Genomic DNA, 18,916 nt, shown 5'->3' on the forward strand with positions numbered 1-18,916 from the left:
GCAGCCGGTGGCCTGAAGCGAAAAAAAACCGGACCCATGTCCGGTTTTTTTTGTTGTGCTCCACGGCGTGGCGGATCAGCCGTTCGAGTCGCCCTTGTGGGCGTCGGACTCGCCGCGCGACTGTGGCGATGCAGCTTCGCTGTCATCGGTGGATGGAAGCAGCCCGTCCTGAGGCCCCGCTTGCGCCAGCAGATCGCCCTGCTTGGGGTGCGGCAGCGAAACCGCGGGCTGGACTGCAACCGGTGTTTCGGGCATGCCGGCAGCGGCAGCGGGGAACGCCACGCTCGTCGACGGGCTAGCCTCATGGGCAAGTGAAGCGATCGGTGCCGGAGCCGTCGCCGCTGCGGACGGCGCGGCGACCGTCGAGCTTGCCGGGGTCACCGCTGTCGGAACGGGTTCTGCACCCGACACTGCGACGACCGCCGATGACGCGGTGTCGGAGGCCGCTCGACTGAGCGTCGTCGGTGTTGCCACGGCGGTGACGACAGCCGCCGAAGCGGGATCGGCCTTGGCGGCCTGGGTATCCACGCTGCTCACCGCGACGGTGGTGGTTGTCGGCGTTGGCGCAGGAGTGCTAGCCGGGGCGACCATGACAAGCTCGTGTTCGTCAGCGGCGGCCGTTGCCGCGGCGGACTTCACCGACTCCGGAATCGGCGGCAGCGGCGGCAGGTTGAATGCCGTGGTGACGGGCGTCGCGGTACTGGCTGCCGTCGCGACAGGCGTTACGGCGTGCGTTTCGTTCGGCTGGGCAGGTGTCGGTTGGCGAACCGGCGGAATGGCCGGTACTGCCTCGCCAGCGGCGGCCACCGGCGACGATTCATGCGACGACGGTTCGCTGCGCGCGGCCGGGACGTCCGCGGTCGCAGTGGTTTCGTCGCGATCCTCGTCGTCGAGCGCCTCGGCCTGCGTGCTGTCGGCACCCGTGCCGTCCGCGGCGGCCTCGTCGTGACGCCGGCGCCGGCGGCCGCCACGGCGACCGCGGCGGCGACGCGACTGGTTGCCCTCGCCATCCGCGGTGTTGTCGGTGGCTTCGGGTATGGATGACGCCGTCGGCGGCGTCAGCAGCAGTTCGGCTTCGTTCGCTGCGTCAGCTGGTGGTGCGACGGCGGGACGCTCGTCCGTGGCGACGCGCGGCTGGCGCTCGACCTTGGACGGCTGCGCCGGATTCGGCTTGCGCTCCGCGCGCGCCGGGTTGCTCTCGGCTGCTGTGGTCGGCCTGGGCTGGCGGTCTGCCTTGGCGGTCTGGCTCGGGGGTTGCGGCGCAGGGCGCGGCTGGACCTCGTTGCTGCGCTGGCGGTTGCTGCGAGCCTGTTGCGCGGAAGCGGGCTTCGTCGAGCCCGGCTGGGCGGCTTCGCGTCGCGGCTGGCGCGGCGACGACGCACTCGAACTGGTGCCGGGGCGGTTGCCGCGCTCGTCACGACGGTTGCGGCTGCTGCCATCGCTGGCGTTGTCGGTGCGTTTCGGTGCCGGTGCGGGTGCCGCCACCTCCGTGCTGCGGAACCAGCCGAACAGACGCGAGATGATGCCGCCGCTCGGTGCAGCGGCAGGGGCAGGGGCGGGAGCTGCCGCCGGCTGGCGGCGGACAACCGGCGCTGCCGTGGCGACTGGCGCAGCGACTTCCTCGCGCACCGGCGCCGGGCTGGCGGGCACGATACCGCTCACGGCGGGCTGCTCGCCGCTGCCCAGGGTCTGGCCCATCTTCGGCAGTTCGACGGCGTCCACCGCGGTGAGGCGCTCGTAGCTGGGCTTGCTGTGCTCGCCCATGTCCGCCTCGCGGATGCGCTGGATCTCGATGTGCGGCGTCTCCAGCTTTTCGTCGGCGACGATCACCACGTGCGCCTTGTGGCGCAGCTCGATCTCGACCACGCTGGCGCGCTTTTCGTTGAGCAGGAAGTTGGCGACGCTGGTGGGCGCCTGCACCAGCACTTGGCCGGTGTTGTCTTTCATCGCGTGTTCTTCGATCAGCCGCAGGGTGGACAGCGACAGCGACTCCACGCCGCGGATATGACCGTGGCCTTCGCAGCGCGGGCAGGTGATCTGGGTGGCTTCGCCCAGGCTCGGACGCAACCGCTGACGCGACATCTCGAGCAGGCCGAAGCGCGAGATGCGACCGATCTGCACGCGGGCGCGGTCCAGTTTCAGCGCATCTTTCAGGCGATCCTCCACCTCACGCTGGTGCTTAGGACTGTCCATGTCGATGAAGTCGATCACCAGCAGGCCGCCGGCGTCGCGGATGCGCGCCTGGCGGGCGATTTCCACCGCGGCCTCGCAATTGGTGTTGAACGCCGTTTCCTCGATGTCGCTGCCCTTGGTCGCCTTGGACGAGTTGACGTCGATCGCGGTCAGCGCCTCGGTCTGGTCGATCACGATCGAACCGCCCGACGGCAGGCGTACCTGGCGGTCGAACGCGCTCTCGATCTGCGTCTCGATCTGGTAGCGGGTGAACAGCGGGGTGTCGTCGCGGTACAGCTTGAGCTTGCGCAGGGCGTTGGGCATCACCTGCTGCATGAAGTCGCGGGCGTCGTTGTACAGCGGCTCGTCGTCGATCAGGATCTCGCCGATGTCGCTGCGTAGGTAGTCGCGCAGGGCGCGGATGAACAGCTTCGATTCCTGGTAGATCAGGAACGGCGCCTTCTGCTTGCTGGCCGCTTCGGAGATCGACTTCCACAAGGTCAGCAGGTAGTCCAGATCCCACTGCAGCTCTTCGGCGTCGCGGCCGAGGCCGGCGGTGCGCACGATCAGGCCGACATCGTCGGGCACCGTGACGTGATCCAGCGCCTCCTTCAGCGCCTGCCGGTCCTCGCCCTCGATGCGGCGCGAGACACCGCCGGCCTTCGGGTTGTTCGGCATCAGCACCATGTAGCGGCCGGCCAGGCTGATGAACGTGGTCAGGGCGGCGCCCTTGTTGCCGCGTTCCTCTTTCTCCACCTGCACGACAACTTCCTGACCTTCCTTGATCAGCTCGCGGATGTTCGCCTTGTGCGGGTCCAGGCCCGGGGTGAAGTACTCGCGGGAAATTTCCTTCAGCGGCAGGAAACCGTGGCGCTCGGCACCGTACTCGATGAAGCAGGCTTCAAGTGAAGCCTCAACCCTGGTGATTCGACCCTTGTAAATATTGGACTTTTTCTGCTCCCGCGAAGGGATTTCGATGTCCAGGTCGTAGAGGTTCTGGCCATCGACAATGGCCACGCGCAACTCTTCACGCTGAGTCGCGTTGATCAACATGCGTTTCATGGTGGTAATCCTCGGCTTGGCCGCGCGTCGCGTGCCACGGTGGCGCCACAATGGCGGCCTGCCCGGGGATCGCGCCGCTGCGGTTAAGCGGCAAAAAAACGGCACCGTTTCCGGCGTCGGGATGATTCGGTCAGCTGCGCCTGCCGTCCCGATACCGCAATGGCATCGGACAAACGACGGCCCAAACCGTTACGATGAAAGGGAGTCGCGACCGGCCGCCCGAAAGCAACTGGAGCAATCCTCGCCGACGTTACGGGCAGGCACCCGGCCCGGACCGGACTTCGGTGGGCTGAATGTAGCGCCCGCCGAGTATCCTATTTACGCAGGTTTTTTTCAATGCAGACGGCAACTTCCCATGACGCACCTCACAGGGTACGTCAAGTCGAGATTGGCCCCGAGCGCGACGGGCAACGCATCGACAACGCGCTGGTGACCCTGCTCAAGGGCGTCCCCAAGAGTATGATTTACCGGCTTTTGCGTACCGGTCAGGTGCGGGTGAACGGCAAGCGGGCCAAACCGGATACGCGTCTCGTTGATGGCGATACGCTGCGTATCCCGCCTGTGCGGGTGGCGGAGCGGCTGGAGGAGCGGGCACCGGCCAGCGGCCTGGTGGCGTCGGTAGCCGATGCGATCATTTTCGAGGACAAGCACTTCCTGGTGATCGACAAGCCGGCCGGCGTGGCCAGCCATGGCGGCAGCGGGGTCAGTCACGGGGCGATCGAACTCCTGCGCGCCGCCCGTCCGCAGGAACACCTGGAGCTGGCACACCGGCTGGACCGCGACACCAGCGGCGTGCTGGTGTTTGCCCGGACCCGGGCGGGGCTGACCGGCCTGCAGGCGGCGATCCGTGCCGGCGAGGTCACCAAGCAGTACCTGTGCCTGATGCTTGGTCATCCGGCCAAGGCGAAGTTCGACGTGAATGCGCCGCTGTTGAAGTCCGTGCTGCAGGGCGGCGAACGGATGGTGCGGGTCGCCGACAACGGCAAGCCGTCGCTGACCTTCTTCCGCGAAATGGAACAGTACCCCAGCGCCCGGCTGATGCAGGCCACGCTGGGTACCGGCCGCACCCACCAGATCCGGGTGCATGCGGCGCACATCGGCCATCCGCTGGCCGGCGACCCGAAGTACGGCGATCGGGAGATGAACAAGCGCTACCGCGAGATGGGCCTGAACCGGATGTTCCTGCACGCCTCGCACATGAGCTTCGACCTGGACGGGCGTGCCTACAGTTTTTCTGCGCCGCTGCCGGACGACCTCAAGGATTTCCTCGACGTGCTGGCGGTGAAGGGCAAGCGGCTGGTGTGGATGCAGGAAAAGTCGCGCACCGATTTCTGATCAGCGCGCCAGCAGGGCGTCGACCCGCGCTGCGCAGATGAAGTCGTTCAGTGACAGGCCGCCCACGTCGTGGGTCGACCACAGCAGCTGACAGTGGCCGTAGCCGGCTTCGAGGTCCGGGTGATGGTCTTCCTGATTGGCCATGAAACCCACCGCGTTGATGAAACCCAGGGTGTGGTGGAAATCGGCGAAGCGGAAATCCTTGACGATGGCCTTGCCGTCGTGGCGCAGCTGCCAGCCGGGTACTTGCTGCAACAGTTCGGCCACTTGGGCGGTATCCAGCGCGTGTTCCGTGCCCTTGCGCGGTTGGCAATGCCGGCTGGCCAGGTCGTTGGCATTCATGATGGTCTCCATCGGAGTCGAGATTCTTGGGATGCGAAGCGTCGAAGTTGCGTGCACAAAAGTCAAAGCAGGCGTGGCGTCCGAAACTGGACTAAAATGGTGCTGTTTCGCCGGCGCCGCTGCCGGCACCGATTTGAAGACCCCGGAGCAGGCATGATCGAGATCTCGGAACGCGCGCAGCAGCATTTTCTGCGCCTTCTTTCGCAGCAGGGCATCGATGGGCTGGGCATCCGTTTGCGGGTGACCTCGCCGGGTACGCCGGCGGCGAACTGTGAGCTGGAGTTCTGCGAGCCGGTGGACCTTGTCGGCGGAGAGTGGACTATCGAATGCGCCGGCTTCGACTTCCACATCGACGGCGACAGCGCCAGCTGGCTGGACCAGGCCAGCATCGACTTCGAGCCGAACGCCACCGGTGGCCAGCTCAATATCCGCGCGCCGAAGATCAAGGGCCACGTGCCGGGCGTGGAAGCGGGCCTGATCGAGCGCGTGCGTTACGTGCTGGAGGCGGAAATCAATCCGAAGCTGGCTTCGCATGGCGGCCGGGTCACCCTGCTGGAGATCGAAGCCGACGGCGCGGTGCTGCTGCAGTTCGGCGGGGGCTGCCATGGTTGCGGCATGGTCGACGTGACGCTGAAACAGGGCGTGGAAAAGACCCTGCGCGAGCGGGTGCCTGAAGTTACCGCGGTGCGCGACGCCACTGATCACACCTCCGGCGAAAAGCCTTACTACAGCAAGGCGGGGGGCAAATCGGCGCTCGCCTGAATGGCGTCGCGGTCGGTCGGTGCAAAAGCAAAGGGCCCGCCGAGTGCGGGCCCTTTGCTCTTCGCGTGAAGAGGCGGCGCCTACTTGCTGCCGCTGATGTGGTTCTTGAGGGTATCGAGCTTGCTTGGCAGGCTGGAGAAGTACGTCGAAACGTCTTCGATGTCCTGGTCGGACAACGTGGCCACCATGCCCTTCATGATCGGGTTGTCGCGCTGGCCTTCCTTGTACTCGTGCAATACGCGCTGCAGGTAGAGATTGTACTGGCCAGCCAGGCGCGGGTACTGCGGATCCACGGCGTTGCCGTCGGTGCCGTGACAGGCGAAGCAGGTGGCGGCTTTCTGCTTGCCGTTTTCGGCGTTGCCTGCGGCAAGCAACTGGGAGGAAGCGAACGCCAGGATGGCGCCGAATGAAAGCAGGGTGATTGCACGTTTCATGCGGGAATCCTTGGCAACTTACTTGGCGAGGCTGGAAAGATAGGCGGCAATGTTCTGGATGTCCGTGGCCGACAGGCTCTGCGCCTGCGCATCCATGGTCGGATGCTTGCGCCCGCCACTCTGGTAACCCTGTAGGGCATTGATGATGTATTGCTCGTTCTGGCCGGCGATCTTCGGCACCGGGTACTGCGGGTAGGCATTGGTGTAACCGGGTACGCCATGGCAACCGGCACAGGTATAGACCAGTGCGCGTCCGGCGGCCTTGTCGCCCTCGGCGTGAACACTGGTGGCGGCGAAGAGGGCTGTGGCCAGGGCCAGGCCAAACAAGGGCAATCGAGTCATCGAGATCATTTCCACGAGTACGACGGATAAGGAAGTACGCAAGCCACCGAGTATAGACGTTGCGTTAACGACCTAACAACACTCGGCTTGACGTTGGTCAATGTTTGCGCAGCACACATCCGATAGGGCTGGCTTGATCACGGGGCATTGCTGTCGCGAGTGGCGCCCCCATATACTGTTGCGGTCGGATCGTTTTCCCCGGGGGTGTCCTGGCTTCGACGGGGGCAGTGAGATGACTTGGTGCATGCCGAGGGGGCAGCTTTCCTCGTTAATCCAGCAGCAAACTCATAGTTGCCAACGACGACAACTACGCTCTGGCCGCTTAAGGCCTAGCCCCGAACCCACTTGTGCTCATGCTCGTCGGTGTAGGGTCATTATCATGAGATCGCCGAACGCTGCCGCCTGGCGGTTCTAGGCTAAATCAATCAGGCTGGTTCCGCGGTGCGCCTTGCCCATCGTGCTTGTCGCGGAACGAGATCGAACGGTGGGCTACGCATGTAGATCCAGGCGTTGAACGCCTTCGGACGCGGGTTCGACTCCCGCCACCTCCACCAACACAAAACCCCCGGCTTGCCGGGGGTTTTCTTTTGTATTTCCTGCAGTGACCTTCAGGCCGCGCGGTTGTGCGAGCGCATGGTGCGCTGTTTCTCGATCTGCCAGTCGCGCTGCTTTTCCGTATCGCGCTTGTCGTGCTCCTGCTTGCCGCGGGCAAGCCCGATCTCGACCTTCACCTTGTTGCCTTTCCAGTACAGCGCCGTGGGCACCAGGGTGTAGCCCTTGCGCTCGACTGCGCCGACCAGCTGGTCGATCTCCTTGCGATGCAGCAGCAGCTTGCGGGTGCGCCGGTCCTCGGCGATGACGTGGGTGGACGCACTGATCAACGGCGGGATCGAGGCACCAACCAGGAAAATCTCGTTCTTCAGCACGACCGCGTAGGCGTCGCCAAAATTGATCCGGCCCGCGCGCAGGGCCTTCAGTTCCCAGCCTTGCAGAGCGATGCCGGCTTCGAAGCGCTGGTCGATGTGATACTCGAAACGTGCGCGCTTGTTGAGCGCAATGGTGCCGCTGCCCTTGTCGTCCTTGTCCTTGCTCTTGGCCATGTCCGCTAAACTTCGGGCCTCTGGCGGCCGCACTGCCTGCGCGCCTTTCAGGGGCAGCGCTTCTTTTGAGAGTGCATCCATGGATGGATGCCCGTTTGATCTTCGCATTCATGGACGAATGCAAAACCACAGAGTGCGTCCATGGAAGGACGCTTGCCTGATCTTCGCATTCATGGATGAATGCACAAGCCCATGAGGTTGCCGTGATCGAAATTCGTCGTAGTGCGCTGGTGAAGTACTCGCCGGCGCAGATGTTCGACCTGGTCAACGAGGTTGAAGCATACCCAAAGCGCTTCTCCTGGTGTGCCGGGGCCGAGATCCTCGAGCGCAACGGCAACGTGCTGGTGGCGCGGCTGGAGCTCAAGTTTGCCGGGTTTCATCAAAGCTTCACCACGCGCAACACGGTTGACCCGCCGCGGCGCCTGCAGATGGATCTGGTCGATGGCCCGTTCCGCAGCCTGGAGGGCGTCTGGGATTTCATTGCGCTGGGCGATGCGGGATGCAAGGTCGCGTTCGCGCTGGATTTCGATTACGCCGGCCGGCTCGGTGGCGGCGCCCTGAAACTGGGCTTCCAGGGGCTGGCCGGACGCATGGTGGATGACTTTTGCCGCGAGGCGGAGCGGATCCATGGCTGAGCGCATGATCCGCGTCGAGGTGGTTTACGCAGGGACGGCAGGGCCGATCCGGCGTCGGGTCGAGCTGGCGGAAGGCAGCACGGTGATGCAGGCGATCGGCGCCTCGGGGATCGCCGCCGCGCTTCCGGCAGATGCGGTCGATCCGGCTCGCCTCGGCCTCTTCGCGCGAAAGGTGGCGCCGGAGCGGCAACTGCGTGAAGGAGACCGTATCGAGATCTACCGGCCGTTGCTGCTCGACCCGATGGAAGCGCGCCGCCGGCGCGCCCGCTGAGGGACCAGGCGGCCGGGTCAGTGCCCGTTGTTGCCGTCCGGGTTGCCACCCTGGCCGAAGCCGCCGTCATTCTTCTTGTCGTTCGGAGACGTGCTCTTGTCGCCCTGGGTCTCGTTGACCGGGTAGCCGGCGTTGTATTTCTTGCTGTCCTTGATCAGCTGCTGGGCATCCTGCGCGAAGAAATCGCCTTCCGTACGCACCAGCGTATCGTTGTTGAAGGTCAGCGTGAGCGTGCGCACCTTCATTGCGCCGCCGCGGTGCGACAGGGTCGATACGTAATCCCAGCGACCCTGGTCGAACGGCGTATTCACCGAGGGCGTGCCCATCAGCACCAGCACCTGGTGCTTGGTCATGCCGGGCTTGAGCTGATCCACGGTTTTCTTGTCCAGCAGGTTGCCTTGCTGCACGTCCGGCTTGTAGACGATATGGCAGCCGGCGACGGAGAGCGCCAGCATGGCGAAAACCAGCAGGGAGATCAGCTTTTGCATGCGTGTCGCGTCCGGATCATGAAGGTGTCGGATGATACACTACCGGCTCGAAAACGCCGTGTGCGGGGTGAGTCATGGAACAGGAAACCAAAGAGCTGCGACGGGTCGGCCTCAAGGTGACCCATCCACGCATGCGTATCCTGCAGGTCTTCGACGAAGAGGGCACGCAGCATCTCACTGCCGAGGATGTCTACAAGAAACTGCTGGCCCACCAGGAAGACATCGGCCTGGCGACGGTATATCGCGTGCTGACCCAGTTCGAGGCAGCGGGCATCATCGTCAAGCACAACTTCGAAGGCGGTCAGGCAGTCTACGAACTTGATCGCGGCAAGCACCACGACCACATGATCGATGTGGACAGCGGCAAAGTGATCGAGTTCATCAGCGAAGAGATCGAACGGCTGCAGCACGAGATTGCCGCGAAGCACGGCTACGTGATCGAGGATCACAGTCTGGTGCTGTATGTGAGGCCGAAGCAGCGTGCACACAAAGGCTGAGTGTCCCGAGCGCCAGCCGTCAGCCCCGGGCGAACAGCGGGGCGCAGGCGGACATAAAAAAGCCGCGGGGAGGACTCCTGTCCACCCGCGGCTGCTCCCCTACCTGTCGGTCGGCGGCGCGAATGGCTCGCTGTCGCCTTTGACTCTCGCCAGGTAGCGGCGAAACGGCATCCTGCCGTTGTTTCAAGGCCCCCGTCCCCACGGTGACCTTGATCCGCCATCTTGCGACGGCGGCTCCCCCACATCGATGGGAAGGATGCTAACGAGGACTTCACGTTTCCGGTATCGGAAAAATTCCTAGGTTCCCTGACTGCTCTCGGGGAGATGATTGCTGCCCCGCAGCAGGATCCGCAGATGGACACCGGCCGGGGCGGGGCGCAGGCGGAACTGTCCGCCGAGCGAAGTGACCCGGTCGCGCATCCCTTGCAGGCCGCGCCCGCCGCGGGGCAGGCGGCTGGGCAGGCCGGTGCCGTCGTCGCGCAGGTCAAGCACGGCCACTGCGATGCCCTGGCGCTCTCCGATGCGCAGGCGCAGCCGGAACTCGCTGGCCTTGGCGTGCTTGACGGCGTTGGTCGCGCTTTCCTGCACCAGCCGGTAGATCGCGGTGCGGGTGTCGTCGTCGAGCAGCCGCGGATCGCCGTGCAGCTCGGTGCGGTAAACCATCCCGGCGGCGCTCAGCAGGTCACGGATCGGGCCCTCGTCGAGTGCGCGCAGCAAGCCGAATTCATCCAGTACGGCGGGGCGCAGGTCGTCCAGCAGGCGGTGCAGGGCGCGCCGCATATGCGCCAGGATGGTGTTGATCGAGGTGCTGATGTCCTCCATGCCGGCCTGCAGCAGCCGCGCCTGCGCGAGCTTCACGTGGGTCTGGATCGCGGTGATGTTCTGCCCCAGCTCATCGTGCAGCTCGGCGGCCAGATGCCGGCGCTGGTTCTCGTCCGTCTGCAGGTTGCCGCGTGCGGCGTCACGCAATTGATGGGCCAGCTGATCCAGTCGGCGGTTGACCGCGCCCAGGTAGACGTTCTGCTCGGCCACCCGCTCGCTGCTCCGGCGCAGGGCGTCGGTGGCCGAGCCCAGCATCAGCGCGCCGGTTCCAGCCACGGCCAGAAACAGGTAGGCCGCGGCGGTCGAGGGGGCGTGCCCCAGGTGCTGGTCGACCAGGGTCATGCCGAGGCTGGTGACCAGCATCGCCAGGCTGGCGCCGCGCCAGCCGTGGCGGAAGGCGAAGAACAGCACCGGCGCCAGCGACAGCACGCGGGCAAATTGCGGCTGGGGAGCGGCCTGTTCGGACAGCACCAGCAGGATCGTCATGGACGGCAGCATCACCAGCAGGCCGTCCATGAACAGGCTGGCCAGGGCACGCCGCTCGATCCGGGTTCGCAGCAGCATGATCATCAACGGCACGATCAGCAGGATGCCCAGGTAGAGGCTGAGCAGTTCCTCGCCGAGTACGCCGATGATCAGTTCCGGCGAGCCCGGCGTACTGACCAGCGCCAGCAGGGCAGCGTCTACCGCGGTGGTGGCGGTCACCACCAGCACCACCGAGAGCAGCAGGCGGGTCACTTCCTGTGGACTGTGCAGGCTGGCGTGCAGATTGAACCGTCGCAGCAGCCACAGGCTGGAGGCCATCACCAGTGGTTCGGGCAGTTCGTCGACGGCGAAGCCAAGCCAGCCCCGGGTCAAGCCATGGACCAGGCCGATGCCGGCGGTGGCGACCAGCTCGCCACCCAGCAGCCAGCCCCAGTAACGCACTGGCACCAGCAGCAGCGCACCGAAACGCAGGCCATACGGCAGCATCCAGTACGGCTGCACGGTCAGCCACAGCAGCAGCCACAGCAGCAGGTAGCCGGCGCCAAGCAGCGGGCCGGAGTCGGGCAGGCGTAGGGGCTTCAGGCGCATGCGCGGATGTTACATGTGCGCCGCGGCGCGGTGGCCAGCCCCGCAACGGGCCGGATGTGCATGAGCGGGGAGTCCCTGTGTAAAGTAGCGGGATGTACAGCATCGTTCTGGTCGATGACCATGCCATCGTTCGTGAGGGCTTCAAGCGGCTGATCGAGATGGAGCCCGATCTCGACGTGGTGGCCGAGTGCCGCAGCGCCGACGACGCGGTCGAGGCGGTGGGCCACTGGCACCCCGACCTGGTCGCGCTCGATCTTTCGCTGCCGGACGGCAGCGGGCTGCCCTTGATCGAACACCTGCTCAGCGTGCATGCGCAGACGCATATCGTGGTGCTGAGCATGCACGACGGCGAACCTTACGTGTCCGAGGCGCTGCGCCGCGGCGCCAGCGGCTACGTCACCAAGGGGGTGGCGCCGGAGGAACTGGTGGCGGGCTTGCGCGCGGTGATGCAGGGGGAATGTTTCCTCAGCTCCGACCTGCGCCAGCGCCGGGCCGATCGGCCGGATGCAGCGCTGGACCCGATCAGCCGGCTGACCGCGCGCGAGCGCGAGGTATTCCTGCTGCTGGCCGGTGGCCGCGCGCCGAAGCAGGTGGCGGCGGAACTGGGGATCGGCCAGAAGACGGTCTACATCCATCGGGCCAGCCTGATGGGCAAGCTGGGTGCCGGCTCGGAACTGGACCTGTACCGGATGGCCTCCGAGCGCGGCATGTTGCCGCTGGCGAGCTGAGCGGCTGGCGGGAATCAGGCGCTCTGCGCCCGCTCCAGCATCTGCCTGGCATGGGCCCGCGTCTCGCGGGTGATCTCGAGACCGCCCAGCATGCGCGCCAGCTCGTCGCGCCGGCCGGCGGCGTCGAGCACCTCGATCTGCGTGTGGGTGGAGTCGCCGTCGCTGTGCTTGCTGACCCTGAGGTGCGCGTGGCCCTGGGCGGCCACCTGCGGCAGGTGGGTGACGCACAGCACCTGACGCTGGCTGCCCAGCGCGCGCAACTTCTGCCCAACTACCTCGGCGACGGCGCCGCCGATGCCGCTGTCGACCTCGTCGAAGATCATGCTGCCGATAGTGTCCTTGCCCAGGGTGACCACTTCGATTGCCAGGCTGATGCGCGCCAGCTCGCCGCCGGAGGCGACCTTGCGCAGCGGTCGCGGCGGCTGGCCGGGGTTGGCACTCACCAGCAGCTCGCAGCGTTCCCCGCCTTGCGGATCCGGTTCGTCGCCGCTGGAGGGTTCCAGCTCGACGCGCAACAGGCCGCCCGCCATGCCCAGCTCGCCCATCAGCACGCTGACCTCCTCGCCGAGCCGAGCCGCCGCCGCGGCGCGAGCCTCACCGAGCCTGGCCGCCGTGTGGGTGTAGTCGCCCAGCAGGCGCTCGCGTTGCGCCATCAGTTGTTCCAGCACGTCACCGGCGCCCTCGAGCTCGGCCAGTTCGGCCTGCAAGACGGCGAGCCGGTCGTGCAGCTCGGCCACGGGCAAGCGGTGCCGGCGCGATAGCTCGTGCAGGCGGGCCAGGTGGTTGTCGACCTCGGTGAATCGCTCGGGGTCGAGGTCGACGTCCTGCGCATAGCGCGCCAGGCCGTCGGCGGATTCGCCGAGCTGGATACCGGCATTGTCGAGCAGTTCCAGCAGCGGGTTCAGCCGGTCGTCGAGCGCGGCCAGCTTGCCCAGTTCGGCATGCGCCCGACCGAGGGCGCGACGCAAGGCGAATTCGCTGTCGCCGTCGAGCAACTCGACCACGCCGGCGGTGCCCTCGGCCAGCCGGCCTGCGTTGGCGAGGCGTTTGTGCTGCATCTCGAGTTCGGCCAGTTCGGCGGCAGGCAGCGCCCATTTCTCCAGCTCGCCGATTTCATGGCGCAGCAGTTCGATGCGCTGGTCGCGATCGTCGCCGCCGCTGAGCTTGCGCATGCGCGCGCCGAGTTCGCGCCACCGCACGGCGTTGCCGCGCACTTGTGCCAGCAGCTCGTCGTGGCCGGCGTAGGCGTCGAGCAGGGCAAGCTGGTGCGGGCGCGACAGCAGTGCCTGATGTTCGTGCTGGCCGTGGATCTCGACCAGCAGCGCAGCCAGTTCGCCGAGCTGACGGGCGTTGGCGGGGCGGCCGTTGATCCATGCCTTGGAGCTGCCCTCGGTGCGGATCACCCGGCGCAGCTGGCAGCCGCCGTCCTCGTCCAGTTCCTCGCGCTGCAGCCAGTCGCGCGCGGCAGGCAGTTCGGCCAGGTCGAACTCGGCGGCCAGTTCGGCGCGGTCGCTGCCGGCGCGTACCATGCCGCTGTCGGCGCGGGCGCCGGCCAGCAGCATCAGTGCGTCGACCAGCAGCGACTTGCCGGCGCCGGTCTCGCCGCTGACCACGGTCAGGCCCGGGCCGAAGGCCACCTCGGCAGCTTCGACGACGGCGAAATGGCGGACGTAGAGCGAAGTGAGCATGGGCAGGCTACTGGTGGCGTGGCGGGATTGTAGCGGCAGCCCGGCGGCGCAAGACACCGCTCCACTTGCAAGCTGCGCGTGCAAACCTTATTTCTTTGGGGTCTCAAGGATTGCTACGACAGCATGATCAAGCCACCCGGCCATGACCTCGACGCCCGCGCCCGCCGCCTGTTGCGCACGCTGATTGCCCAGTACCTGGTCGACGGCGAGCCGGTCGGTTCGCGCACGCTGTCGCGTTCGTCCGGCCTGGACGTGAGCCCGGCCACGATCCGCAACATCATGGCCGATCTCGAGGATGCGGGCCTGGTCGCCTCGCCGCATACCTCGGCGGGACGGGTACCCACGCCGCGCGGCCTGCGCCTGTTCGTCGACAGCCTGATCGAACTACAGCCGCTGCCGCGCGCCGAGATGGCACGGCTGCAGCGCGAGCTGCCGCCGGGGCCGACCACCACCCGCGACCTGCTCGGCAATGTCTCCACCCTGCTGTCGGCGATGACCCACTTCGCCGGTGTGGTCACGGTGCCGCGCCAGGCCGATTTCCCGCTGCGGCACATCGACTTCGTGGCGCTGCCGGATGCGCGGGTGCTGGTGATCCTGGTGTTCAGCGACAATCAGGTGCAGAACCGCATCGTGCAACTGGCCCGGCCAGTCGGTGGCAGCGAGCTGGAACACGCCGCCAACTACTTGAACAGCCATTTCACCGGCCTGCGTGTGGACGACATCCGTGCCCACCTGCTGGCCGAGGTGCGCAAGACCGGCAGCGAACTCAACCAGCTGCTCGCCAGCACGGTCGAGCTGGCCACCGCTTCATTCGCACCGCCGGCGACCGGACCGGGCGGCCCCGACGTGCTGGTTAGCGGCCAGACCAACCTGATGGGCTATTCCGAGCTGGCCGACCTGCAGCGCCTGCGCGAGTTGTTCGAGGCCTTCCAGCAGAAGAACGAATTGCTGCAACTGATGGAAGTCTGCGCCCGGGCGCCAGGTGTGCGCCTGTTCATCGGCGAGGAATCCGGCTTCACTGCGCTCGATGGCTGCAGCGTGGTGACCGCCAGTTACGGCGCGCAGGGGCGCGTGCTGGGCGCGGTCGGCGTGATCGGCCCGACCCGGATGGCCTACGAACGGGTGATCCCGGTGGTGCAGGCTACCGCCGGATTGCTCAGCGACGCCTTGAATCGCGCCGCCACGACCCTATAACCCCAGCGGGAGCGGGTTTCTCGCAAATTTTTCCAGGGCAGCCGGCATGCATGCCGGCCATGACAATTGTTTTTGGAGTGAGCATGCAGAACAACGATCCGCAGTCGCCTGGCGACGCGCCAGCCCAGGGCCAGCCGGGTGAATCGTCGGCCACGGAACTGGAAAGCCTGCAGGCGCGCGTGGCCGAACTGGAAGCCAGCAATGCCAGGTTGCACGAGACCGTGCTGCGCGAAAAGGCCGAACTCGAGAACCAGCGCCGCCGGCTGCACCGCGACCTGGAACAGGCCCGCCGCTTCGCCAACGAGAAATTGCTGAGCGAACTGCTGCCGGTCTACGACGGCCTGGAGAGCGGCCTGGCCATCGAGGGCGGCGACGTCGCCTCGATACGCGAAGGCCTTGGCCTGACCCTGAAGGCCCTGCTCAAGGTGGCCGAGAACCACGGCATGTCGCAGATCGATCCACTGGGCCAGCCGCTCGATCCTGAACGCCACCATGCAGTGAGCATGGTCGAGGCGCCGGGCCAGGTGCCGGGCACCGTGGTCAGCGTGCTGCAGAAGGGTTACGTGCTGAACGATCGCCTGCTGCGTCCCGCGCTGGTCGCAGTGGCGAAGGACTGAATGGCGCCATTGCCGGCGCCCGCCTGAATGGCGCGGCGGCAGGCATCGTCAAATCACATCCGGGGCCTTGCCGGCATTGAATCACCCAGGCAGAACCCCATCTGGAAACCATCGCGGCCGCGGGGGCCGCACGCAAAATTCGGAGAGCAATCACATGGGCAAGATCATCGGCATCGACCTGGGTACGACCAACTCCTGCGTGGCCGTGATGGACGGCAGCACGACCAAGGTCATCGAGAACTCGGAAGGCGATCGCACCACGCCGTCCATCGTCGCCTTCACCAAGGACGGCGAGGTGCTGGTGGGCGCCTCGGCCAAGCGCCAGAGCGTGACCAACCCGAAGAACACCTTCTACGCGGTGAAGCGCCTGATCGGCCGCAAGTTCACCGACAAGGAAGTGCAAAAGGACCTGCACATCGTGCCCTATGGCGTGATCGCGCACGACAACGGCGACGCCTGGGTGCAGACCTCCGACGGCAAGAAGATGGCGCCGCAGGAAATCTCCGCCAAGGTGCTGATGAAGATGAAGAAGACCGCCGAGGACTATCTCGGCGAGACGATCACCGAGGCGGTGATCACGGTGCCGGCCTACTTCAACGACAGCCAGCGCCAGGCGACCAAGGACGCCGGCAAGATCGCCGGCCTGGAAGTGAAGCGCATCATCAACGAGCCGACCGCGGCCGCGCTGGCCTATGGCCTGGACAAGAAAGGCGGCGACCGCAAGATCGCGGTGTACGACCTGGGCGGCGGCACCTTCGACGTGTCGATCATCGAGATCGCCGAAGTCGACGGCGAGAAGCAGTTCGAGGTGCTGGCCACCAACGGCGACACCTTCCTCGGTGGCGAGGACTTCGACATGCGCGTCATCGACTACCTGGTCGAGGAGTTCCAGAAGGAGCAGGGCATCGACCTGCGCAAGGACCCGCTCGCGCTGCAGCGCCTGAAGGACGCCGCCGAGCGCGCCAAGATCGAGCTGTCCTCCAACCACCAGACCGACGTTAACCTGCCGTACGTGACGGCCGACGCGTCCGGCCCGAAGCACCTCAACATCAAGCTGACCCGCGCCAAGCTGGAAGCGCTGGTGGAAGACCTGGTCAAGCGCACCATCGAGCCGTGCCGCACCGCGTTGAACGACGCCGGCCTGCGCGTGGCCGACATCGACGACGTGATCCTGGTCGGCGGCCAGACCCGCATGCCGAAGGTGCAGGAGGCGGTGAAGGACTTCTTCGGCAAGGAACCACGCAAGGACGTCAACCCGGACGAAGCCGTTGCCGTGGGCGCGGCGATCCAGGGCGGCGTGCTGGGCGGTTCGGTCAAGGACGTGCTGCTGCTCGACGTCACCCCGCTGTCGCTGGGCATCGAGACGATGGGCGGCGTGATGACCAAGCTGATCGAGAAGAACACCACGGTGCCGACCAAGGCGTCGCAGACCTTCTCCACCGCTGACGACAACCAGACCGCGGTGACCGTGCACGTGTTGCAGGGCGAGCGCGAGCGCGCCAGCGCGAACAAGTCGCTGGGCAAGTTCGACCTGCAGGGCATCGAGCCGGCGCCGCGCGGCATGCCGCAGATCGAGGTCACCTTCGACATCGACGCGAACGGCATCCTGCACGTGTCGGCCAAGGACAAGAAGACCGGCAAGGAGCAGAAGATCGAGATCAAGGCCGGCTCGGGCCTGTCCGAGGAAGAGATCGCGCGGATGGTCGCCGACGCCGAGGCGAACAAGGAAGAGGACAAGAAGTTCCACGAGCTGGTCGCCACCCGCAACAAGGCCGACCAGCTGGTGCACGCCACCCGCAGCGCGCTGAAGGAGCACGGCGGCAAGGTGCCGCCCGATCAGCTCAGCAGCATCGAGGGCGCCTTGTCCGATCTGGAGAAGGTCAAGGATGGCGACGACAAGGCGGCGATCGAGGCGAAGGTCGGCAAGCTGGAGCAGGTGGCGCAAGCGCTGCACGCCGCGGCACAGGGCGGCCCGGCCGATGCCGGCGCGCAGTCCGCACCGGGCGGTTCGGCCCAGCCGGACGACGTGGTCGACGCCGAGTTCACCGAAGTGAAGGACAACAAGCAATAATCGGCACCGTCTTCGGCACGGCCGATTGACCAGCCCGCGCCAGGCATCCTCCCGGCGCGGGCTGTTTTGCTGATTGGGACAGGGTGTGACAAGCAGTGTGGATGCATGAATGAGCAAGCGTGACTACTATGAGGTGCTGGGCGTCGAGCGCAGCGTCAGCGAAGCTGAGCTGAAGAAGTCCTTCCGCCGGCTGGCGATGAAGTACCACCCGGACCGCTGCCCGGACGATCCCACCGCGCAGGACAAGTTCAAGGAGGCCAAGGAGGCCTATGAAGTCCTGTCCGACACTTCGAAGCGCGCGATGTACGACCAGCATGGTCACGCCGCCTTCGAGAACGGCATGGGCGGTCGCGGCGGTGCCGGCTTCGGCGACATGGGCGACATTTTCGGCGACATTTTCGGCGACATCTTCGGTCGCGGCGGCGGTGGGCGTGGCCGTCCGCGGCGCGGCGCCGACTTGCGCTACATCATCGAGCTGGGCCTGGAGGAGGCCGTGTTCGGTGTGAGCCGGCAGATCGAGGTGCCGACCCAGGTCAACTGCCACCACTGCAACGGCAGCGGCTCGGAAGATGGCAAAGTCAGCAAATGCAAGACCTGCAACGGCCACGGCCAGGTGCGCATGCAGAACGGCATCTTCTCCATCCAGCAGGCCTGCCCGCATTGTGGCGGCAGCGGCCAGGCGATCGAGAAGCCATGCCGGGAGTGCCATGGCGAAGGGCGTCTGGAAGAAGCCCGCACGCTGTCGGTGCAGATCCCCGAGGGCGTCGACAACGGCGACCGCATCCGCCTGTCCGGGCAGGGCGAGGCCGGTCCCGCCGGTGCGCCGGCCGGTGACCTGTACGTGGAAGTGCGCGTGCGCGAGCACGAGATCTTCCAGCGCGACGGCAACGACCTGTATTGCGAATTGCCGATCCGCTTTTCGCAGGCAGCGCTGGGGGCCGAACTGCCGGTGCCGACGCTGGAGGGCGAAGTGCCGGTCAGCATCCCGCCGGAAACCCAGACCGGCACCCAGTTCCGCCTGCGTGGCCGCGGCGTCAAGTCGGTGCGCAGCAACCGCCACGGCGACCTGATCTGCCGCGTGGTGGTGGAAACCCCGGTGCGGCTGACCCGGCAGCAGCGCGAGTTGCTGGAATCGCTGGAGGCCACCTTTGCCGGCAGCGACGCCGGCAAGCACACGCCACGCGCCAAGGGCTGGGTCGACGGAGTGAAGAAATTCTGGTCCAGGGTTACCGCCTAGACCCCGCTGCGCGGTTAGCATGTACGCCCTGTTCCCTGGAGCGTG

General features: G+C 66.2%; 18 protein-coding genes and 1 other RNA gene. 11 read left to right on the top strand and 8 right to left on the bottom strand.

Annotated features, from left to right (window positions below; translation table 11 throughout):
- Nucleotides 1-75: 75 nt before the first annotated feature.
- Nucleotides 76-3,234, bottom strand: coding sequence for an Rne/Rng family ribonuclease (locus UUA_RS09155; protein ID WP_008436178.1), 3,159 nt, complete (start codon nt 3,232-3,234; stop codon nt 76-78).
- A gap of 336 nt (nt 3,235-3,570) precedes the next feature.
- On the opposite strand from UUA_RS09155, the gene UUA_RS09160 reads away from it, so the two are divergent.
- Nucleotides 3,571-4,569, top strand: coding sequence for an RluA family pseudouridine synthase (locus tag UUA_RS09160; RefSeq protein ID WP_167316980.1), 999 nt, complete (start codon nt 3,571-3,573; stop codon nt 4,567-4,569).
- Here UUA_RS09160 and UUA_RS09165 read toward each other — a convergent pair whose 3' ends face one another.
- Entirely contained in the window at nt 4,570-4,911 is a 342-nt protein-coding gene (locus UUA_RS09165) for a 4a-hydroxytetrahydrobiopterin dehydratase (RefSeq protein WP_039953797.1), read from the bottom strand. It abuts the gene before it with no gap.
- A 153-nt stretch (nt 4,912-5,064) separates the two neighbouring features.
- Here UUA_RS09165 and UUA_RS09170 point away from each other — a divergent pair, with 153 nt between their 5' ends.
- Nucleotides 5,065-5,673, top strand: coding sequence for an NfuA family Fe-S biogenesis protein (locus UUA_RS09170; RefSeq protein ID WP_008436182.1), 609 nt, complete (start codon nt 5,065-5,067; stop codon nt 5,671-5,673).
- 80 nt (nt 5,674-5,753) lie between these two features.
- Here UUA_RS09170 and UUA_RS09175 read toward each other — a convergent pair whose 3' ends face one another.
- Both UUA_RS09175 and UUA_RS09180 read right to left on the bottom strand, forming a co-directional pair.
- Nucleotides 5,754-6,107 carry a c-type cytochrome gene (locus UUA_RS09175; RefSeq protein WP_008436183.1) on the bottom strand — a complete coding sequence of 118 codons (354 nt, stop codon included), beginning with the start codon at nt 6,105-6,107 and terminating at the stop codon, nt 5,754-5,756.
- A gap of 18 nt (nt 6,108-6,125) precedes the next feature.
- Nucleotides 6,126-6,449, bottom strand: a complete 324-nt coding sequence (locus UUA_RS09180) for a c-type cytochrome (protein WP_039953798.1) — start codon at nt 6,447-6,449, stop codon at nt 6,126-6,128.
- Between the two features lie 200 nt (nt 6,450-6,649).
- Here UUA_RS09180 and ssrA point away from each other — a divergent pair.
- Nucleotides 6,650-7,003, top strand: a transfer-messenger RNA (tmRNA) gene (gene ssrA / locus UUA_RS18835).
- Between the two features lie 54 nt (nt 7,004-7,057).
- Here ssrA and smpB read toward each other — a convergent pair.
- The gene (gene smpB, locus UUA_RS09185) at nt 7,058-7,549 is read right to left on the bottom strand and encodes an SsrA-binding protein SmpB (RefSeq protein ID WP_008436185.1); all 492 of its coding nucleotides are present in this window, start codon (nt 7,547-7,549) and stop codon (nt 7,058-7,060) included.
- A 203-nt stretch (nt 7,550-7,752) separates the two neighbouring features.
- On the opposite strand from smpB, the gene UUA_RS09190 reads away from it, so the two are divergent.
- Nucleotides 7,753-8,184 carry a type II toxin-antitoxin system RatA family toxin gene (locus tag UUA_RS09190; RefSeq protein WP_008436186.1) on the top strand — a complete coding sequence of 144 codons (432 nt, stop codon included), beginning with the start codon at nt 7,753-7,755 and terminating at the stop codon, nt 8,182-8,184.
- Nucleotides 8,177-8,455 carry an RnfH family protein gene (locus UUA_RS09195; protein ID WP_008436187.1) on the top strand — a complete coding sequence of 93 codons (279 nt, stop codon included), beginning with the start codon at nt 8,177-8,179 and terminating at the stop codon, nt 8,453-8,455. The genes UUA_RS09190 and UUA_RS09195 overlap by 8 nt, the downstream gene beginning before the upstream one ends.
- Before the next feature lie 17 nt (nt 8,456-8,472).
- On the opposite strand, the gene UUA_RS09200 is transcribed toward UUA_RS09195, so the two are convergent.
- Nucleotides 8,473-8,943, bottom strand: coding sequence for an outer membrane protein assembly factor BamE (locus UUA_RS09200; protein WP_008436194.1), 471 nt, complete (start codon nt 8,941-8,943; stop codon nt 8,473-8,475).
- 74 nt (nt 8,944-9,017) lie between these two features.
- Here UUA_RS09200 and fur point away from each other — a divergent pair, with 74 nt between their 5' ends.
- Nucleotides 9,018-9,440 (top strand): ferric iron uptake transcriptional regulator, encoded by a 423-nt coding sequence (gene fur, locus UUA_RS09205; RefSeq protein WP_008436195.1) that lies wholly within the window; start codon nt 9,018-9,020, stop codon nt 9,438-9,440.
- Between the two features lie 297 nt (nt 9,441-9,737).
- Here the strand turns inward: fur and UUA_RS09210 are convergent, their stop codons facing one another.
- On the bottom strand, nt 9,738-11,336 hold the full coding sequence (locus UUA_RS09210; RefSeq protein ID WP_008436196.1) for an MASE1 domain-containing sensor histidine kinase: 1,599 nt from the start codon (nt 11,334-11,336) through the stop codon (nt 9,738-9,740).
- 92 nt (nt 11,337-11,428) lie between these two features.
- On the opposite strand from UUA_RS09210, the gene UUA_RS09215 reads away from it, so the two are divergent.
- On the top strand, nt 11,429-12,064 hold the full coding sequence (locus UUA_RS09215) for a response regulator transcription factor (RefSeq protein WP_008436197.1): 636 nt from the start codon (nt 11,429-11,431) through the stop codon (nt 12,062-12,064).
- A 14-nt stretch (nt 12,065-12,078) separates the two neighbouring features.
- Here the strand turns inward: UUA_RS09215 and recN are convergent, their stop codons facing one another.
- Nucleotides 12,079-13,752, bottom strand: a complete 1,674-nt coding sequence (gene recN / locus UUA_RS09220) for a DNA repair protein RecN (RefSeq protein WP_008436198.1) — start codon at nt 13,750-13,752, stop codon at nt 12,079-12,081.
- 123 nt (nt 13,753-13,875) lie between these two features.
- Here recN and hrcA point away from each other — a divergent pair, with 123 nt between their 5' ends.
- The 4 genes from hrcA to dnaJ all read left to right on the top strand — a co-directional run bounded on the left by hrcA (nt 13,876) and on the right by dnaJ (nt 18,871).
- Entirely contained in the window at nt 13,876-14,946 is a 1,071-nt protein-coding gene (gene hrcA / locus UUA_RS09225) for a heat-inducible transcriptional repressor HrcA (protein WP_008436199.1), read from the top strand.
- A gap of 83 nt (nt 14,947-15,029) precedes the next feature.
- Complete coding sequence (gene grpE, locus UUA_RS09230) at nt 15,030-15,563, top strand: nucleotide exchange factor GrpE (RefSeq protein ID WP_008436200.1); 534 nt, start codon at nt 15,030-15,032, stop codon at nt 15,561-15,563.
- 154 nt (nt 15,564-15,717) lie between these two features.
- Complete coding sequence (gene dnaK / locus UUA_RS09235; protein ID WP_008436202.1) at nt 15,718-17,634, top strand: molecular chaperone DnaK; 1,917 nt, start codon at nt 15,718-15,720, stop codon at nt 17,632-17,634.
- Nucleotides 17,635-17,743: 109 nt separating this feature from the next.
- On the top strand, nt 17,744-18,871 hold the full coding sequence (gene dnaJ, locus UUA_RS09240; RefSeq protein ID WP_008436203.1) for a molecular chaperone DnaJ: 1,128 nt from the start codon (nt 17,744-17,746) through the stop codon (nt 18,869-18,871).
- The last annotated feature ends 45 nt before the right edge of the window (nt 18,872-18,916 follow it).

It is taken from the genome of Rhodanobacter thiooxydans LCS2, assembly GCF_000264375.1.
GTDB classification, from domain to species: Bacteria; Pseudomonadota; Gammaproteobacteria; order Xanthomonadales; family Rhodanobacteraceae; genus Rhodanobacter; species Rhodanobacter thiooxydans.

Bases quoted from the DNA above. Each gene is read 5' to 3' on its own strand.
- UUA_RS09155 (WP_008436178.1), bottom strand. From the start codon at position 3,234: ATGAAACGCATGTTGATCAACGCGACTCAGCGTGAAGAGTTGCGCGTG.
- UUA_RS09160 (WP_167316980.1), top strand. From the start codon at position 3,571: ATGCAGACGGCAACTTCCCATGACGCACCTCACAGGGTACGTCAAGTC.
- UUA_RS09165 (WP_039953797.1), bottom strand. From the start codon at position 4,911: ATGAATGCCAACGACCTGGCCAGCCGGCATTGCCAACCGCGCAAGGGC.
- UUA_RS09170 (WP_008436182.1), top strand. From the start codon at position 5,065: ATGATCGAGATCTCGGAACGCGCGCAGCAGCATTTTCTGCGCCTTCTT.
- UUA_RS09175 (WP_008436183.1), bottom strand. From the start codon at position 6,107: ATGAAACGTGCAATCACCCTGCTTTCATTCGGCGCCATCCTGGCGTTC.
- UUA_RS09180 (WP_039953798.1), bottom strand. From the start codon at position 6,449: ATGACTCGATTGCCCTTGTTTGGCCTGGCCCTGGCCACAGCCCTCTTC.
- smpB (WP_008436185.1), bottom strand. From the start codon at position 7,549: ATGGCCAAGAGCAAGGACAAGGACGACAAGGGCAGCGGCACCATTGCG.
- UUA_RS09195 (WP_008436187.1), top strand. From the start codon at position 8,177: ATGGCTGAGCGCATGATCCGCGTCGAGGTGGTTTACGCAGGGACGGCA.
- UUA_RS09200 (WP_008436194.1), bottom strand. From the start codon at position 8,943: ATGCAAAAGCTGATCTCCCTGCTGGTTTTCGCCATGCTGGCGCTCTCC.
- fur (WP_008436195.1), top strand. From the start codon at position 9,018: ATGGAACAGGAAACCAAAGAGCTGCGACGGGTCGGCCTCAAGGTGACC.
- UUA_RS09210 (WP_008436196.1), bottom strand. From the start codon at position 11,336: ATGCGCCTGAAGCCCCTACGCCTGCCCGACTCCGGCCCGCTGCTTGGC.
- UUA_RS09215 (WP_008436197.1), top strand. From the start codon at position 11,429: ATGTACAGCATCGTTCTGGTCGATGACCATGCCATCGTTCGTGAGGGC.
- recN (WP_008436198.1), bottom strand. From the start codon at position 13,752: ATGCTCACTTCGCTCTACGTCCGCCATTTCGCCGTCGTCGAAGCTGCC.
- hrcA (WP_008436199.1), top strand. From the start codon at position 13,876: ATGATCAAGCCACCCGGCCATGACCTCGACGCCCGCGCCCGCCGCCTG.
- grpE (WP_008436200.1), top strand. From the start codon at position 15,030: ATGCAGAACAACGATCCGCAGTCGCCTGGCGACGCGCCAGCCCAGGGC.
- dnaK (WP_008436202.1), top strand. From the start codon at position 15,718: ATGGGCAAGATCATCGGCATCGACCTGGGTACGACCAACTCCTGCGTG.
- dnaJ (WP_008436203.1), top strand. From the start codon at position 17,744: ATGAGCAAGCGTGACTACTATGAGGTGCTGGGCGTCGAGCGCAGCGTC.